General features: G+C 65.9%; 13 protein-coding genes. 8 read left to right on the top strand and 5 right to left on the bottom strand.

Annotated elements, in window-relative coordinates:
• The 5 genes from ACCC94_RS21735 to ACCC94_RS21755 form a co-directional block, all read left to right on the top strand.
• Positions 1-650: type II secretion system F family protein (locus ACCC94_RS21735; protein WP_413351620.1), on the top strand; the 650-nt coding region annotated here is incomplete at its 5' end.
• Between the two features lie 10 nt (positions 651-660).
• Entirely contained in the window at positions 661-1,569 is a 909-nt protein-coding gene (locus ACCC94_RS21740; protein ID WP_413351622.1) for a type II secretion system F family protein, read from the top strand.
• Positions 1,566-2,354 carry a hypothetical protein gene (locus ACCC94_RS21745; protein ID WP_413351623.1) on the top strand — a complete coding sequence of 263 codons (789 nt, stop codon included), beginning with the start codon at positions 1,566-1,568 and terminating at the stop codon, positions 2,352-2,354. Before ACCC94_RS21740 ends, ACCC94_RS21745 begins: the two co-directional genes overlap by 4 nt.
• A 19-nt stretch (positions 2,355-2,373) precedes the next feature.
• The gene (locus ACCC94_RS21750; RefSeq protein WP_413351625.1) at positions 2,374-2,652 is read left to right on the top strand and encodes a DUF3613 domain-containing protein; all 279 of its coding nucleotides are present in this window, start codon (positions 2,374-2,376) and stop codon (positions 2,650-2,652) included.
• A gap of 18 nt (positions 2,653-2,670) precedes the next feature.
• Positions 2,671-4,437 (top strand): pilus assembly protein TadG-related protein, encoded by a 1,767-nt coding sequence (locus ACCC94_RS21755; protein ID WP_413351626.1) that lies wholly within the window; start codon positions 2,671-2,673, stop codon positions 4,435-4,437.
• Positions 4,438-4,461: 24 nt separating this feature from the next.
• Here the strand turns inward: ACCC94_RS21755 and ACCC94_RS21760 are convergent, their stop codons facing one another.
• Together ACCC94_RS21760 and ACCC94_RS21765 are read right to left on the bottom strand one after the other, a co-directional pair.
• A complete protein-coding gene (locus tag ACCC94_RS21760) occupies positions 4,462-5,295 on the bottom strand; it encodes a response regulator transcription factor (protein ID WP_413351627.1) in 834 nt (277 codons plus the stop codon).
• Positions 5,296-5,444: 149 nt separating this feature from the next.
• A complete protein-coding gene (locus tag ACCC94_RS21765) occupies positions 5,445-5,924 on the bottom strand; it encodes an A24 family peptidase (RefSeq protein ID WP_413351628.1) in 480 nt (159 codons plus the stop codon).
• 271 nt (positions 5,925-6,195) lie between these two features.
• On the opposite strand from ACCC94_RS21765, the gene ACCC94_RS21770 reads away from it, so the two are divergent.
• Both ACCC94_RS21770 and ACCC94_RS21775 read left to right on the top strand, forming a co-directional pair.
• Positions 6,196-6,666, top strand: coding sequence for a TadE family protein (locus ACCC94_RS21770; RefSeq protein ID WP_413351629.1), 471 nt, complete (start codon positions 6,196-6,198; stop codon positions 6,664-6,666).
• Between the two features lie 8 nt (positions 6,667-6,674).
• On the top strand, positions 6,675-9,455 hold the full coding sequence (locus ACCC94_RS21775) for an ATP-binding protein (RefSeq protein ID WP_413351630.1): 2,781 nt from the start codon (positions 6,675-6,677) through the stop codon (positions 9,453-9,455).
• A gap of 60 nt (positions 9,456-9,515) precedes the next feature.
• Here the strand turns inward: ACCC94_RS21775 and ACCC94_RS21780 are convergent, their stop codons facing one another.
• The 3 genes from ACCC94_RS21780 to ACCC94_RS21790 form a co-directional block, all read right to left on the bottom strand.
• Positions 9,516-10,988, bottom strand: coding sequence for an inorganic phosphate transporter (locus ACCC94_RS21780; RefSeq protein WP_413351631.1), 1,473 nt, complete (start codon positions 10,986-10,988; stop codon positions 9,516-9,518).
• A gap of 284 nt (positions 10,989-11,272) precedes the next feature.
• Positions 11,273-11,488: a hypothetical protein gene (locus ACCC94_RS21785; protein WP_413351632.1), complete on the bottom strand. Its 216-nt coding sequence runs from the start codon at positions 11,486-11,488 to the stop codon at positions 11,273-11,275.
• A gap of 223 nt (positions 11,489-11,711) precedes the next feature.
• Entirely contained in the window at positions 11,712-12,788 is a 1,077-nt protein-coding gene (locus ACCC94_RS21790) for a sigma-54 interaction domain-containing protein (RefSeq protein ID WP_236174791.1), read from the bottom strand.
• A gap of 223 nt (positions 12,789-13,011) precedes the next feature.
• On the opposite strand from ACCC94_RS21790, the gene ACCC94_RS21795 reads away from it, so the two are divergent.
• Complete coding sequence (locus ACCC94_RS21795; protein WP_045209676.1) at positions 13,012-13,320, top strand: PsiF family protein; 309 nt, start codon at positions 13,012-13,014, stop codon at positions 13,318-13,320.
• Positions 13,321-13,495: the final 175 nt, after the last annotated feature.

The raw sequence follows: 13,495 nt of genomic DNA on the forward strand, positions 1-13,495 counted from the left end.
TCGCGCTGGCCCTGTTCGGCCAGCGCCTGGCCGGGCCGGTGGGCGCGCTCTGTGGTGTCGGGCTGGGCGTGCTGGGCTTCCATGGACTGCTCAACCTGCTGTACCGGCGGCGTCTGCAGAAGATGATCCGGCAGATGCCCAATTTCCTCGATCAGGTGGTGCGCAGCCTGCATTCCGGTCGCACCCTGGGCGACGCGATCACGCAAGCGGTGAACGCCGCCGACGACCCGCTGCGGGAAATCTTCTCGCTGGTGAACAACCACGTTCTGCTGGGCATCAGCCTGCCCGAGGCGCTGCAGGAAGTGGCGGAACTCTACGACGTCGAGGAACTGCACGTGCTGTCCCTGGGCGTGGCGGTGAACCACCGCTACGGCGGCAACACCACCGACCTGCTGGAAAACATCATCAAGGTCATCCACGAGCGCGAAAAGCTCGGTCGCCAGTTGCGCGCCATGACCGGCGAGACGCGCATGAGCGCCCTGGTACTGGCGCTGCTGCCGGTGAGCCTGGGCGCCTACATCCTGTTCAGCAATCCGGGCTACCTGATGAACATGTGGCACGACCACGGCGGCCGCCTGATGCTGCTGACTTCCCTGGGATTGCAGGTGCTGGGGTGCTACACGCTCTGGCGCATGCTCAAGAGCGTCTGAGGAGACCGGCATGCCCCTGTTGTACGGACTGATGGTGGTGATCCTGGCGGTGGCGGCGATCCTCCTGCTGCTTTCGCAGAGCCGCGCCGCCGGCCGCGAACAGCGCCTGATCCAGCAGCGCCTGGGGGCGGATTCGCTGCCGCGCGGCACCGGCCAGCGCGTGGCCCGGGCATTCGACCGAATGAGCGAAAGCGCTCTGGGTCGCCGCCTGCAACTGCGCGACGAGGAAGTCCGGCTGCTGCTCAACCAGGCGGGCTGGGCCGGCAACACTCCGCGCAGCATCTACCTGGTGTCGATCTTCCTGGTTCCGGTGCTGTTCGTGACCATCGTCCTGGCCGTCCTTGCCACGCCCGGGCACGTCCACACCTCGCCGCTATTGCCGCTGTCCTTCGCTGCCGGCATCGGTTTCCTGCTGCCCAAACGGGTGCTGGCCTATTTCGCCGGCCAGCGCCGGGAACGGCTGGCCAACGAAGTGATCCTGTTCATCCAGCTGATCCGCATCCTCTTCGACTCCGGCCTCACCGTGGAGCAGAGCCTGCGAGTGGTTTGCCGCGAAGGCCGCAGCATCGTGCCGGTGCTGGTGGAGGAGCTCGACGGCGTGCTGGCCCACGCCGAAAGCGGGCTGGACCTGGCGGACGAGCTGGAGCTGCTGAGCAAGCGCCTGGCGGTGGGGGAGCTGAGCGACTGCTGCAACGTGCTGCGCCAGATGGTGCGCCAGGGCGGCAGCGCGCGGGGGTCGCTGCTGACGCTCAAGCAACTGTTCGAGGATCGCCGCCTGACCGGGCTGCAGGAAAAGGTCAGCAAGCTGTCGGCGAAGATGAGCCTGGTGATGATGACGCTGCTGTTCCCGGCGCTGCTGATCATCCTCGCCGGGCCCGGCTTCCTCGCGATCACCAAGGCCATGGGGAGAATGGGATGAGAAATGCATGCTTGATCGGCCTGCTGGGCCTGACGCTCGGTGGCTGCGCCAACCTCGGCCCCTTGAGCGGGCCGAGCGTCGGGCAGGGTTGTGACGAAAAGCTGGGCCAGTCGGTGGAGCTGCAGCTCAACCTGGCCCGCGAGATGCTCGACAACGGCCGCGCCCATGCCGCCCTGGCCAACCTGGAAACCCTCCCGCCGAACTCGCTGGAAGTGCGCGAAAGCAAAGCCCTGGCGCTGCGCCGCATCGGTGACCCGAAAGCGCGGATCGTCTACGAGGGGCTGCTGGGCACCTGCAAGTCCGCCGAGGCGCACCACGGCCTGGGCCAGATCGCCATGCGCGGCGGCAACACCGTGGAGGCGGAGCGCGAGCTGCGTGAAGCGGCGCGCCTGCAGCCCACCGACAGCGCGTTGCGCAACGACCTGGGGTATGTCCTGTTGCGGCGTGGCGAGATGGAGAAGGCGCGCTTCGAGTTCATCACCGCCATGGAGCTGAACGAGCGGGACAAGCTGCCGGCCACCAACCTGCTCAGCGTCATGTTCATCCAGGGCGAGAACAGCGAGGCCAGCCGGCTGATCCAGAGCGTCGGCCTGTCCGCCGAGCAGGTGCGTGCGGCGCAGGAGCAGGCCCGCGACCTGCGCCCGAGCAGCCCGGCGAGTTCGCCGGCGGTGCCGGTGGAAAGCGTGAGCTATGTGGACGAGCCGGTCGAGGATGCGCACCCGGCTCTGGTCGATTCGACGCCTGTGGTGGCGCACGACGCCAAGCTGCTGGTCAAGGCCCGCTGAAGCGGGCAGGGAGAACAGGATGAGAAACTGGATGCTGGCCGGCGCGCTGCTGGTTTCGCCAATGCTGACCCAGGCTGTGGAGAACACCCATACGCAAGCCGGAACCACCGCCCGTGACCAGCAGGAAGTGCTGACCTGGCTGGACCTGCAGAGCAGCGGCCAGGCCGCCTCGCCCCACCGGCAGAGCGCCACCCCGGCGGAGCGCGACCGCGCCTACCAGCGCTACCTGAAAAGCTATACCCACGAGATTCCCGAGTATCTGCTCGACGACAACAGCTTCAGCACCGACAAGAACTGATCCCTTCCGGAGGCTGCCATGGGACGTGGACGGCAGCGAGGCGCAATCGGCGTGATGGCGGCGGGAACGCTGCTGCTGGCGCTGATCTGCCTAGCCCTGGTGATCGACACCGGACGCCTGTACTTCGAACAACGCAAGCTGCAGCGCGTGGCGGACATGGCGGCGCTGGAAGCGGCCACCCAGGGCGGCATGTGCGGCTCCCAGCTGGCCGGCGACATTCAGGGCTTCGTCACCTCCAGCGCGGCGAAGAACGGCTTCGTGCCCGGCACCGGCGACACCCTGACAGGCACGCTGGGCAGCGTCAGCTTCGATGCCGCCTACGGTGGCGCCGAGTCGCGGCGGGTGTTCAGCGTGGGCGGAGACCTGGCCGATTCCGTGCGCGTGCAGGCCACCCATAGCGTGCCTTCCAGCCTGGTGCTCAACGTTGCCAGCCTGTTCAGCGGCGCCTCGAGCACCACGGTGCTCAGCGTCCAGGCCGTCGCCCGGCGCCCGGCGCTGGCCGGGATATCTGCCGGCAGTGGCCTGCTGAGCCTGGATTCGAGCAACTCGCCCTTGCTCAATGCGCTGCTCGGCGGCTTGCTGGGCACTTCTCTCAACCTGGACGTGGTGACCTACCAGGGTATTGCAGGGGCCAACGTTTCGCTGCTCGCACTCAGTCAGCAACTCAAGGCGGCCGGGGTGAACCTGGAACTGGGCAAGATCGACAGCCTGCTGGGCGCCAATGTCAGCGCCGCGCAATTGCTCCAGGCCATGGTCAACGCCGCGGATTCCTCACAGCTGGCCGGGGTGAACACGGCGCTGCTGCGCACCGCGCTGGCGACCATCAACGTGCCGACGGCGCAGTTGACCCTGGGGCAGATCCTCAGCGTGGTGGCGCCGGACAGCGTGCGCGATACGGCGCTCAGTGCCGGGGTCAATATGCTCGATCTGTTGATGGCCACGGCGCTGGTGGCGAACAAGAGCCATGCGGTCGACCTGGACCTCAAGGGCAAGAATATTGCCGGCGTCGTGCCCACGGTAAAGCTGTGGGTCATCTCGCCGCCGACTCTCGCCTACGGGTATCCAGGCAAGGACGGCGCCGGAAACTGGCGCACGGTGGCGAAGAACGCCCAGGTGCGACTGGAAGTGGGAGCCACCGCCAACCTGCTGGGGCTGAACCTGGTGAGGCTCGCGCTGGAGCTGAAGGTGGGGGTGGCTGAGGGGTACGCAGCGCTGGACAGCATTCAGTGTGGCGGTGTCGGCAAGCCAGTGACAGTGAATGTGAAGGCCCGGCCCGGTGTTGCGAGCGCCAGCCTGGACGCCAACGTCAGCTTGCTGACTGGCGCGAATGGCAGTCTGGTGGACGTGACTATCACCAACTCCAGTACTGGCGCCGAAGGAAGCAGCGCATCGACATCCACCCAATTCGCCATACCGGGGGAGCAATCCGTCAGCTTCCAGGTCAGCAGCCCAGCCGACCTGCCCAGCGCGGTGAAACGGGTGCAGAGTCCTTTGGGCTCATCGCTGGGAACGGGGCTGACCAGTCTGGCGAACTCCCTGACCATCAAGGTTGAGGCAGGCGGCAACTGCAAGAACATCTTCAGTTGGCTGCTGTGCACATTGAGCAGCCTGGTGAGTTCGATTGCGCAGCTTGCTCTCGATCTCACGGGGGCACTGGGTGCGCTGGTCACCGCGCTCGGCCAGCAACTGATCGATCCGCTGCTGTCCTTGCTGGGTATCCAGACCGGCATCCTCGACGTGCGCCTCATCGACCTCCAGACCGGCGGCGCGGAGCTGCTGATCTGAAGGTGGTCCGATGCGCTGCGGGGCTCAGTGCACCGCGCTGCTCTGGGTTGCGCTGGGCGAGATGGCGAGGGCGAGCTGGGTGCGGTTGTGCATGTGCATCAGCCGCAGCACCTGGGAGACATAGAGCTTCACCGTGTTTTCGGTGATGCCCAGGTCGTAGGCGATCTGGTAGTTGGTCAGTCCCTTGCTCACCAGTCGCGCTACTGCCTGCTGGCGTGGCGAGAGCTTGTTGAACAGCGGATTGTTCACCACCGGCGTCATCTGCTCGGCGCTGCTGGGCGTGGCGTTGGCCGAGGGCTCGGGCTGCTCCTGCTTGAGCGCACTGCTGCTGGCCGGTTGGCCGCCGCCATGGACCTCGTACTTGATCTTGTGGATATCCCGCGAGATCGAGTTGAGCGATTCGGCAAGATACTCCAGGCGCTGGTTCACGTGGCTCAGGCTGAGCTGGCTGCGGATGCGCTCGTGCAGGCGGCTCTCCAGGCGCTCCAGGCCCTTGAGCAGGTCCATCGGCGCCACCGGCTTCTGGTAGTAGTCGGCAACGCCTACGCGCATGGCCTCGATCACTTCCTGGCTGCCCTGCTGGCCGGTGAGGATGATGGTTTCGAAGAAGCGGGTCGAACCCGCCACTTCCTTGAGCGCCTCCACCACGCGGATGCCGTTGTCGCGTCCCAGGCCCAGGTCGCAGATCACCAGGCCGATGGACGCATCATCGCGGAACTTCTGCAGGGCGTCGTCCTTGCTGTCGCTGATCACACAGCGGTAGCCGCTGTTCTCCAGTAGTTCAGACAACTCCGAAGTGACCTGCGGCTCGTCATCGATGACCAGCACGCTGAAACGGCGATTGGCCGTTTTATCCATGACTGCACGCTCCTTGAAAGGCACTACCCATTGTTTTTATCGTCCGGCCGTACAATTACCGTAGCCGGATCGTCCCGCCAGGTGACAGGCGGTATTAACCCTTAGCATATAGTCGTTAAGTTTGGTTCGCGCCAATCTTTCAGCTGAGGTCAGCGAATGAAAAGCAAGGTCGTCAGAAGTCCGGCGAAGAGCGCGAAGATGAAGGGAAATGACTTGGACTTTGACGGTTGCAGGCGCGCTAATTGCGATTTGCAATTAGCCGGCAAGTTATCCGAATCAATCAAAAGTTTGCTGGCGAACATCAGCAGCAGGCAGAACAGCGAGGCCAGCGCAAGGGTTTGCAGTACCGTCAGCGGGTCGCTGGCAATGCCCAGGGCGATCAGCAACTTCACGTCGGCCGCGCCCAGCTTCCCCAGCCAGTAGCCCGGCACGCTGAGCAGCGCGGCCAGCAAGGCGCCGACCGCTGCGGCCTGCGGGGCGTAGCCGGTCAGGGTGCGGCCCCAGGTCAGTACAAACCCCAGGGCCATGACTGCCCCACCCAGGGTAAGCCAGTTGCTGACACGCAGCCGTGTGAGGTCCTGAAAGGCGCAGACCGCGAACCAACCCAGCAGGCAGAGTTTGAACAGCATCGAATGTCCTTATCCCAAAACCGCGGCGTGAAAGCGGGCAAGTGGTGTTTTAAGGCATCTGCTGTTTCAGCGCTATATTGCAAACGGAGCCAAGTGAAAAAGAGTTTGGCTCGTAACGCTATTCCGACAGGGCAGCAGGGCGAATCCCCGAAGAGCGCCTAGTATTGCTCGATAGCAGAAGTTATCCGACGGCCAGTATCTTCAGTTAAGTTCTGCCGCGCCGATAAGTTGAACGATCATTCAAGTTGGAAGTTGCCCGGGAGTATTACGCATGAACGGAGTCGGCGGGCGCGGCAAGCAGCGCGGGGCGGTGGCTATCGAGTTCGCCGGAGTATTCGTCCTGTTCTTCGCCGTCCTCTACGGCCTGCTCGGTTACTGCGTGCCGCTGCTCATGCTGCAAGCGTTCAACGATGCGGCCGCGGCGGGAGCGAGGGTGGCGGTTTCAGTGAATCCGCAGGCGCCGGGCGGCTACAACGCCGCACTGAAGGCGGCTGTGGACAACGCCGTGACCCAGCGCCTGAGCTGGATGCCAACGAGCTGGCGCAATGGCTGCTACGGCGGGCAGTTCATGGACACGCCCACCACCGAATCCGTTTCGGGCCGCGATTACACGCGCGTGCGTGTGTGCGTCAGTTATCCCTATTCCACCTCGCCCATCGTCCCGCTGCTGACATTGCCGGGGATCGGCACGGTGCCGCGCCTGCCGGACGTGCTCAGCGGCACGGCCAGCGTCCTGCTCTGAGGCGCTGGATGTTCGATTTCTGGCGTAGCCGGCCCCGCGGCCAGCATGAGTTGCACGACGACCCTGCGCCCAGCCGACCGCTGGCGGCTCGCCGGCGCCCGGCGTTGCCCGCGGAAGAACTGGCGGAGCCGGCGGTGACCGGTCATTGGGACCTGTGGCTGGAACTGGACAGCCGCGATCGCGTCATCGCGCGGGGTGGCAGCCAGGCCCACCGATTGCTGCCGCCCGTGCCGGGTAACGGCGAGTTGCCGGGGCTGGGGGATTACCTGGACCGACGCATTCCCGGTGGCATGCAGGTTTCCAGCCTGCGCGGCGGCGAGCGGCTCGACCTGGTGCTGCGCAGCACCGGCGACCTGCCGCTGGTGTGCCGCTTCCAGGCCGTGCTGCAGGCCAATGAGCACTGCCTGCTGCTGGGAACGGACATCTCCGACCTGAACTGGCAGTCCGACAGCCAGCAGCACAAGCTGCAATGCCTGAACCTCAGCAAGCTGCTGCTGGCGCGCCTGCGCCACAGCTCCCAGCGTCGCCTCGGCGAGGCCGTCGGGGAGGTGCTGGAAGCCTTCTGCAGCAACTTCCACATGCGCAGCATGGCGCTGCTGCTGGAGTCGCCCGACCAGAGCCTGCGGGTCTTCGCCTGCTACGTACAGCCCGGTTTCGACAGCCTGCTGCGCGATGGCCTGGCGCTGCCCGGTGACGAATTGCGCGAAGCCAGCGGGGCGCGGTTGCTGGGAGCGGATGACAGCCCCTCGGAGCTGCTCCGCTCGCTGTGCTGCGACCACCTCTACCTGATCCCGGCGACCGTGCGCGGCGGTCGATTGGCCGGGCTGCTGGCCGAACCGCTGGAGTCGAGTGGCGGCTGGCCGGGGCTGGCGCCCAGTGACTGGCAATACCTGGCGGACATCCTCACCAACCTCGTGCACGAACGTACCGAGCTGCACAGCCTGCGCGACAGCAGCCGGCGCCTGAGCCTGCTGCAGGACATGGTCGGCGGCGGCTGGTGGCGGCTGCGGGTGGACGAGGGGGTACTCGAGCTGTCGGCGGCCGTTGCCGCTAGCCTCGGCCTGCCAGCAGGACAGCTGCAGCTGGCGTTGGCGGACCTGCTGAACCAGCTGCATCCGGCCGACGCCGACGAACTGAGCCTGCGCCTGCGCAACCTGCAACCCGGCGGGCAACTGGTGCAGGACCTGCGCCTGCGCGGCACGGCCTCTGCCCAGACGCGCCGCTGGCTGCGCCTGCAGGGCCGGCGGCAGGCCCGTGCAGGGGATCAGTTGATGGACGGCGTGCTGCTGGATATCAGCGAGGGCAAGTTGCAGGAGGAACAGGCCCTGGCCGCCCATGCCCGGTTGCGCAACCTGATCGACAGCGCGCCCGTGGTAATCTACGTGCAGCGGGTCGAGGAGGGGCACCTGATCCCCGAGTTCTACAGCGAAAGCGCCGGCAACCTGCTCGGCCTCGACCTGCAGGGTCAGAACTGGCAGGCGCTCGCCGAGCGGGTGCATCCGGAGGACCTGGAAACCTTTCTCGACCGTGGCCGCGAACTGCTGCGCGAAGGGCGCGTGCGCACCGAGTACCGCCTGCGCGACAGCGCCGGCGAATGGCACTGGCTGTACGACGAAGCCAAGCTGCTGCGCGATATCCAGGGCATACCGCAGGAGGCAGTCGGCCTCTGGCTCGACGTCACCGAGCAGCACCTCGCCGCGCTGCAGATCGCCGAGAGCGAGGAGCGCTACCGCGTGCTGGTGGAGGACTCGCCGGCGCTGATCTGCCGCTATGACCCGGACCTGCGACTGACCTTCATCAACCACACCTTCGCCCAGGTGCTCGGCGAGCCGGTGGAAACGCTGCTCGGCCGGCGCCTGGACGAGTGGTTGTCGGAGCAGGACTGCAGCGCCCTGCGAGCCCGCCTGGTGGGCGGCGGCCAGAGCGCGGCGGACGACTCCTGGGAGCTGCGCTTCTGCCTGCCCGGCCAGCGCAACCTCTGGCTGATCTGGTCGGACCGGCCATTGCTGGATGCCGAGGGGCGGCTGCTGGAGATCCAGGCCGTGGGCCGCGACAACACCGCTGTGCGCCATGCCCAGCAGCAGCTGGCCCAGGGCGCGAAAATGGCCAGCCTGGGCGAGATGGTCAGCGGCATGGCGCACGAGATGAAACAGCCGCTGCACGTCATGCGCATGTCCCTCTACAACGCTCGCCAGAAGCTGGGCGAGCCGGAATACCTGAAGGAAAAACTGGAGCGCGCCGACGCGCAGATCGACCGGCTGTCCCGGGTGATCGGCCACATGGGCGTGTTCAGCCGCAAGTCGGAGCTGGAGGCGACGCCCTTCGACCCCTACGACGCCTGCGAAGGCGCCATTGCCCTGCTGGGCGAAAGCCTGAGGCAGCAGGGTATTACCCTGGAATGCCGGCCGCCTGCGCAGCGAGTGGTGGTGCGCGGCTACGCCGATCAGCTGGAACAGGTGCTGATCAACCTGCTGGCCAACGCCCGCGACGCCCTGCTCGGACGCAGCGGGGAAGGCGCGCGCTGGGTGGGGGTATCCCAGGAGCCCTGCACGGACCCCGGCTGGGTGGAACTGCATGTGCGCGACAACGCCGGCGGTATCGACCCGGCGGTGATCGAGCGCATCTTCGAGGCCTTCTTCACCACCAAGCCCATCGGCAAGGGCACGGGGCTTGGGCTGTCGGTCAGCCACGACCTGATCCGCAACATGGGCGGCAGCCTGTCTGTGGATAACTTCAAGGGCGGCGCGCGCTTCGTCATCCGCCTGCCGAGGCAGGCCGTCACCCTTTGAGCGGCCGGAAATGAAAAACGCCTGCGGATGCAGGCGTTTTTCGTGGAGCGCGACCTGGCCTCAGCCGATGAAGCGCGAGGACAGCCAGAACAGCCCGGCGGCCAGCGCAATCGACACGGGCAGGGTCAGCACCCAGGCCATGAGGATGTTGCGGATGGTGCTGCCTTGCAGGCCGCTGCGGTTCGCCACCATGGTGCCCGCCACGCCCGAGGACAGCACGTGGGTCGTGGACACGGGCAGGCTGTAGATGTTGGCCATGCCGATGGCGGCGGTCGCGGTGAGCTGCGCGGCGATGCCCTGGGCATAGGTCATGCCCTGCTTGCCGATCTTCTCGCCGACGGTGAGCACCACGCGCTTCCAGCCGACCATGGTGCCGATGCCCAGCGCCAGGGCCACCGCGATGATCACCCAGAAGGGCGCATATTCGGTGGTGCTGGTCAGGTCCTTGCGCAGCTTCTCGAGGTCCGCCTTCTCGCGGGACGGCAGCTCGGACAGCTTGCCGACCTTCTTCGCGGTGTCGTCCAGGCACAGCAGGTAGCGACGTACCTGCACGCGCTCCTCGTCGTTCAGGTCGGTGTAGCTGGAGACGCCGTGCAGGTCGCTCAGCAGGCCCTTGAGGGTCGCTTCGGTCTGCTTCGGCTCGCAGCGGTACAGGTCCGGCAGGTCGGCTTCGCCGGCCTTGCCCAGGGCGAGCATGTCGCCGAGGGTGTCGGAATGGCGGTTGTAGAACTGCTGCAGGTGGATGGCGGCGTCACGGGTGCGCTCGATCTGATAGGTGGTGCTGTTCAGGTCGAGGACGAACTTGGCCGGGACGATGCCGATCAGTACCAGCATGATCAGGCCGATGCCTTTCTGGCCGTCGTTGGAGCCGTGCACGAAGCTCACGGTCATGGCCGAGATCACCAGCACCAGGCGGTTCCAGAACGGCGGGTGCTTCTTCTCGTCGACGTCGCGGCGGGTCTCCGGGGTCTTGTGCATCTTCGACAGCGGATACAGCCACTTCAGGCCGATCAGCAGGGCGCCGGCGACGAGGAAGCCGGCCAGCGGCGAGAAGATCAGCGACAGGCCGATGTCGATGGCCTTGCCCCAGTTGATCCCGTCGGCCACCGGTACGCCGGTGATCAGGGCGTTCGCCAGGCCCACGCCGAGGATCGAGCCGATCAGGGTGTGCGAGCTGGAGGCGGGAATGCCGAAGTACCAGGTGCCCAGGTTCCAGGTGATGGCGGCGGCGAGCAGCGAGAACACCATGGCCAGGCCGTGGCCGGTGTTCACGTTGATCAGCAGCTCCACCGGCAGCAGGTGGACGATTGCGTAGGCGACGCCGACGCCGCCGAGCAACACGCCGAGGAAGTTGAAGATGCCGGAGAGGATCACCGCGCGGTACGGGGACATGGCCTTGGTATAGATGACCGTGGCCACCGCGTTGGCGGTGTCGTGGAAGCCGTTGATGAACTCGAAGGCGAGGACGAACGTGAGTGCCAGCACCAGGCTGATACCCACCCAGACATCGAGTCCGCTGAAGAGATCGAACATGAAAATTCTATGACCGGTCGGAGACGGGGCGGCGATTATGCCAGAAGCTTGGAGCACCGTATTCAGCCTGAAACGGTTTCTCCAATTTGCGCGACGCCTCGTCGCACGGCGCTTTCAGGCAGGGTGGAAAAAGTTTGCAATGCTTCCACGCGGGCCGCCGGCCCATCGGATGAGTGTTTGCAGGCCCACCGGCGGGCTCCCCCACGGAGCGCCGCTCGCCCATCGCTTCGAGACTTCCCACAGCAGATTCGGGGGAGTCCTTCAGCCTGGGGCCGTACCTGCGATTAAAGGGAAGCGGCTTCCTGATCCTTCTTCAGTCGTTCTTCTTCGATTCTTTCCAGTTCCCGGTCGAAGGCCTTGTCCTGCACGCTGGGTCGCTTGCGCCAGGGTTTCTTGCCGGGTTCGGGCTGGGCGGCATAAAGGGTCACTTCGCCGCCCTGTTCATCCTTGAAACGTTGCTCCTGGCGCTCCAGTTCCGCGCGCAGTTCGTCTTTGGTCACGATCAATCCTGACAACTAAAGCTGATGACAAAAGCAGAAGATGACGGGCCTTGCGCAGGCGCTCGACATCCCGCCGGGAGGTCGCCTGGAAGTGTAGACGCTCAGGTTGCACTGGCGCGGCGGCCGTAAAAACGGCGCGGATTATAACCTTTCGCGGGGGGCGGCCGGGCGGGGAGCGCCGACGGACGGTTTCCGCCCGCTGCCGGCGCGGGCTGAACCCACCTCAGCCGGTGCGGCTGAGGTTCAGTTCGCCGATCTTCTCCAGGCGTGCACGGACGATGTTGCGGCTGATGCCCAGCAGACGGCCGGTCTGCAACTGGTTGCCGTGGCAGAAGTGGTAGGCGGTGCGGAACAGCACTTCCTCGACGTGCTCGTAGAGGTCGGGCTTGTTGCTTTCGAACAGCTCCAGCAGTGCCTGCTCGAGAGTCGCCTCGACGCGCGGCGCCAGGGCGTGGGGGAAGGCCTCGTGGCGCAGGGCTTCGTGGCGGGGCGCCGAAGGCAGCTCGGCCAGTTGCAGGTCGCCCGGCTGCACCTGCTGGTTGCGGCACACCAGCAGGGCGTGGTGGATGGCGTTCTCCAGCTCGCGGATGTTGCCCGGCCAGGTATGGCCCAGCAGCTTGCGCTCGGCCTCGGGGCTCAGGGAGGCGCGGTTGTAGCCCAGGCGCTGGCAGTGTTCTTCGAGGAAGAATTCGGCCAGCGGCAGGATGTCGCCGGGACGCTCGCGCAGCGGGGGCAGGCGGATGGTGGCGACGTGCAGGCGGTAGAACAGGTCCTCGCGGAAGTGTCCGGCTACCACGGCGTCGGCCAAGTTGACGTTGGTCGCGGCGACCACCCGCACGTTGATCGGCACCGGCGTGCGCGAGCCGAGGCGCACGACTTCGCGCTCCTGCAGCACGCGCAGCAGCTTCACCTGCATGTTCAGCGGCAGGTCGCCGATCTCGTCGAGGAACAGCGTGCCGCCGTTGGCCGACTCGAACCAGCCGGCCTTGCTGCTGGTGGCGCCGGTGTAGGCGCCTTTCTCGTGGCCGAACAGCTCGCTCTCGACCAGGGTCTCGGAGAAGGCGCCGCAGTTCACCGCCACGAAGGGCGCGCCGCTGCGACGGCTGAGCTTGTGGATATGGCGGGCGACCAGCTCCTTGCCGGTGCCGGTCTCGCCGATGATCAGTGCGTTGGCTTCGCTGGGAGCCAGGCGCTCGATGCGGTTGAGCAGCTCCTGCGAGCGCGGGTCCTTGAACACCAGCACCGTGGCGCGGACCGATTTGGTTTGCTCGCGGGCATTGGGAAGGGTCAACAGCGACATGGCAGGTTCCTGGCGTACCGAATGAGTGGCAGCGCCATACTGCGACATTTTTGATATTTCAAAAAATTATCAATTCGAATTTATATATAACAGTTTTTAGTTTTGGCTGTGGGCGAGCATCACGACAATGCCGCCAAGCGAGCCGGCATCACGCTGCAGGCCTCGCGAATGCTGGGCTGCGAGCTACGCTCAGAGTGGCAATTCCATCCTGGGAGACCACTCCATGACCACCGTTCGGATTCCGCTGCTCGTCCTGGCTCTGCTTTTCTCGGCGCAAGGCTTCGCCGCCACCGCCGCGCAGACCGCGCAGCAGGAGAAGATGAAGACCTGCAATGCCGACGCCACCACCAAGGCGCTCAAGGGGGATGAACGCAAGGCGTTCATGAGCACCTGCCTGAAGGCTGGCGGAGGCGAAACCAAGGCGACCACCGCGCAGCAGGAGAAAATGAAGACCTGCAACGCCGATGCGACCAAGAAGGCGCTCAAGGGCGATGAACGCAAGGCGTTCATGAGCACCTGCCTGAAGAAGTGAGGATGGAGCGCGGCAGGGCCGCGCGGGACATGAAAAAGGGCAGCCGTGGCTGCCCTTTTTCATGTCTTCCGGGTTGGGGGGGGCCCGGCCGGGGCGACAGAAGGGGAGGGGGTGGGGGGGGGGTGGGGGGGGGGGGGGGGGGGCCAGCCCGGGGCCCCGCGGTGGAGAGACACCC

The sequence above is a fragment of the Pseudomonas sp. Pseusp97 genome, assembly GCF_047304025.1.
In the GTDB taxonomy this organism is placed as follows: Bacteria; Pseudomonadota; Gammaproteobacteria; order Pseudomonadales; family Pseudomonadaceae; genus Pseudomonas.

Bases quoted from the DNA above. Each gene is read 5' to 3' on its own strand.
- ACCC94_RS21740 (WP_413351622.1), top strand. From the start codon at position 661: ATGCCCCTGTTGTACGGACTGATGGTGGTGATCCTGGCGGTGGCGGCG.
- ACCC94_RS21745 (WP_413351623.1), top strand. From the start codon at position 1,566: ATGAGAAATGCATGCTTGATCGGCCTGCTGGGCCTGACGCTCGGTGGC.
- ACCC94_RS21750 (WP_413351625.1), top strand. From the start codon at position 2,374: ATGAGAAACTGGATGCTGGCCGGCGCGCTGCTGGTTTCGCCAATGCTG.
- ACCC94_RS21755 (WP_413351626.1), top strand. From the start codon at position 2,671: ATGGGACGTGGACGGCAGCGAGGCGCAATCGGCGTGATGGCGGCGGGA.
- ACCC94_RS21760 (WP_413351627.1), bottom strand. From the start codon at position 5,295: ATGGATAAAACGGCCAATCGCCGTTTCAGCGTGCTGGTCATCGATGAC.
- ACCC94_RS21765 (WP_413351628.1), bottom strand. From the start codon at position 5,924: ATGCTGTTCAAACTCTGCCTGCTGGGTTGGTTCGCGGTCTGCGCCTTT.
- ACCC94_RS21770 (WP_413351629.1), top strand. From the start codon at position 6,196: ATGAACGGAGTCGGCGGGCGCGGCAAGCAGCGCGGGGCGGTGGCTATC.
- ACCC94_RS21775 (WP_413351630.1), top strand. From the start codon at position 6,675: ATGTTCGATTTCTGGCGTAGCCGGCCCCGCGGCCAGCATGAGTTGCAC.
- ACCC94_RS21780 (WP_413351631.1), bottom strand. From the start codon at position 10,988: ATGTTCGATCTCTTCAGCGGACTCGATGTCTGGGTGGGTATCAGCCTG.
- ACCC94_RS21790 (WP_236174791.1), bottom strand. From the start codon at position 12,788: ATGTCGCTGTTGACCCTTCCCAATGCCCGCGAGCAAACCAAATCGGTC.
- ACCC94_RS21795 (WP_045209676.1), top strand. From the start codon at position 13,012: ATGACCACCGTTCGGATTCCGCTGCTCGTCCTGGCTCTGCTTTTCTCG.